This window comes from Pseudonocardia sp. SID8383 (assembly GCF_009864975.1).
GTDB classification, from domain to species: domain Bacteria; phylum Actinomycetota; class Actinomycetes; order Mycobacteriales; family Pseudonocardiaceae; genus Pseudonocardia; species Pseudonocardia alni.
Map to the genome: position 1 here is coordinate 1 of NZ_WWFY01000891.1, position 1,806 is coordinate 1,806.

Genomic DNA, 1,806 nt, shown 5'->3' on the forward strand with positions numbered 1-1,806 from the left:
GCCGACGGCACCCTCGCCCTCGACCCCGGGCGCGACCCGGACGGGCTGCGCGCCGAGCTGTGCGCGCTGCCCGGGATCGGTCCGTGGAGCGCCGGCTACCTGGCCATGCGCGTCCTGGGCGATCCCGACGAGCTGCTCGCCTCCGACCTCGCGGTGCGCCGCGGGGCCGAGGCGCTCGGACTGCCCGGCGACGAGGCGGCGCTCACCGCGCGCGCCCACGCCTGGGCCCCCTGGCGGTCCTACGCCGCCACCCATCTCTGGCGGGCCGCGACGTCCGCCGCCACCACCACTCCTCGGAGGAGCGCATGAGCACAGCGACGTGGTCCACACGGGACACCCCGGCCGGGCCGTTCACCGCCGTCGTCGACGACGACGGACACGTCCTCGCCTCCGGCTGGACCGCCTCGGTCGACGAGCTGCTCGCCCTGGTGCACCGCTCGCTGTCCCCGGCGACCGTGGTCGAGGGCGACCTCGGTGCGGTCGGCGAGGCGGTCGACCGCTACCACGGCGGCGACCTGTCGGTGATCGACGACGTGCCCGTCCGCCAGCGGTCCGGCCCCTACCGGGAGCTGGCGTGGGACGTGTTGCGGACCGTCCCCGCGGGGGCACCGGTCACCTACACCGGCTACGCCGAGAAGACCGGCCGCCCCGCGGCGGTGCGGGCCGCGGCGGGTGCCTGCGCGTTCAATGCGGCGGCGCTGTTCGTCCCGTGCCACCGGGTGCTGCGCACCGACGGGAGCCTGGGCGGGTTCCGCTACGGCCTGGCCGTGAAGCGGTGGCTGCTGGAGCACGAGGCGGTCTGACATCGCCGCGGCGGCCGCGGATCGCGCACCGCGGCCGCCGCGTGACCGGTGGTCCCGGGCGGCGCCCCGGGTCAGCGCTCGGTGACCGGGCCGACCTGGATGCCGGCGTCGACGCCGATCGGTCCCCGGGCCAGGAAGCCGCCCGGGACGTCACCCCCGGGACCGTGCAGCGAGAACTCCAGCTCGTTCGCCCGGGCGGGTCCGGCGGAGCTGCGGACCTGCACGTCGAACTGCACGGGCTCACCCGGCCCGAACTCGACGGCGCGGGTCTGATCGCCGTAGGGCACCGCGACCTCGGAGGCGCGCGGCGAGCCGTTCAGGCTGAACACCAGGTCCGACGGCGATCCGGACAGCAGGCACGGCGACGTGCCCGGGGCCGCGCTGAGCACGACCGTGTAGTGACGGTGGCCGGCGCTGCCCGGGGCCGGGTGGATGGTCGCCTGCTGGTTCGCCGGGCGGCAGGCACTGGGCGCCGGGTCCCCCGCCGGCGTCGCGGGTGCGGCCGAGGCGACCCCGGCCGGGACGAGCACGGCCGCGGCGGCGACCGCCAGGGCGGCGGTGGTCGTGGCGGCCCCACGGCCGATGGTGCGGGCGAGTCGGGTGGTCATCACAGGTACCTCTCTCACTCTCGCGGTGCGCCCGGGCCCCCCGGCCCGGACCGTCGGCCCCCCGAAGGTCCGACACCGGGAAAGACGTGTGCATCGCGAACCGGTTCGCCCGGCGTGGCATCCGCCTCGCCGGGGCAACCCGGCCGGCCGCCGGCCGTCCCCGTGCGTGCCCGTGCGAAACACCCGGCTCCGGACACGCCACTGAGCTGCGGCGACACGGAACTGTCGGGGGTGCGGTGCACGCTGCGGGGGTGGACGTCCTCAGCCTGCTCCTCGGATCGCTGCTCGGTGCGGCGGTCGCCGCCGCCGTGGTCTGGTCGGTGGCCGCCGCCCGGTTCCGGGCCGAGGCGGCCGAGGCGGCCCGGGCGGCCGCGAACACCGCCGCCACCACCCGG

Annotated in this window: 2 protein-coding genes and 1 pseudogene; 2 read left to right on the forward strand and 1 reads right to left on the reverse strand. The window is 77.5% G+C overall.

Annotation, left to right across the window (positions count from 1 at the left end; translation table 11 throughout):
* Both GTW08_RS21480 and GTW08_RS21485 read left to right on the forward strand, forming a co-directional pair.
* Nucleotides 1-309: pseudogene (locus GTW08_RS21480) on the forward strand (DNA-3-methyladenine glycosylase 2 family protein); the annotation flags it as partial.
* Nucleotides 306-803 (forward strand): methylated-DNA--[protein]-cysteine S-methyltransferase, encoded by a 498-nt coding sequence (locus tag GTW08_RS21485; RefSeq protein ID WP_073577704.1) that lies wholly within the window; start codon nt 306-308, stop codon nt 801-803. The pseudogene GTW08_RS21480 and the gene GTW08_RS21485, both read left to right, overlap by 4 nt.
* 71 nt (nt 804-874) lie before the next feature.
* Here the strand turns inward: GTW08_RS21485 and GTW08_RS21490 are convergent, their stop codons facing one another.
* On the reverse strand, nt 875-1,411 hold the full coding sequence (locus tag GTW08_RS21490) for a hypothetical protein (RefSeq protein WP_073577703.1): 537 nt from the start codon (nt 1,409-1,411) through the stop codon (nt 875-877).
* Nucleotides 1,412-1,806 lie beyond the last annotated feature (395 nt).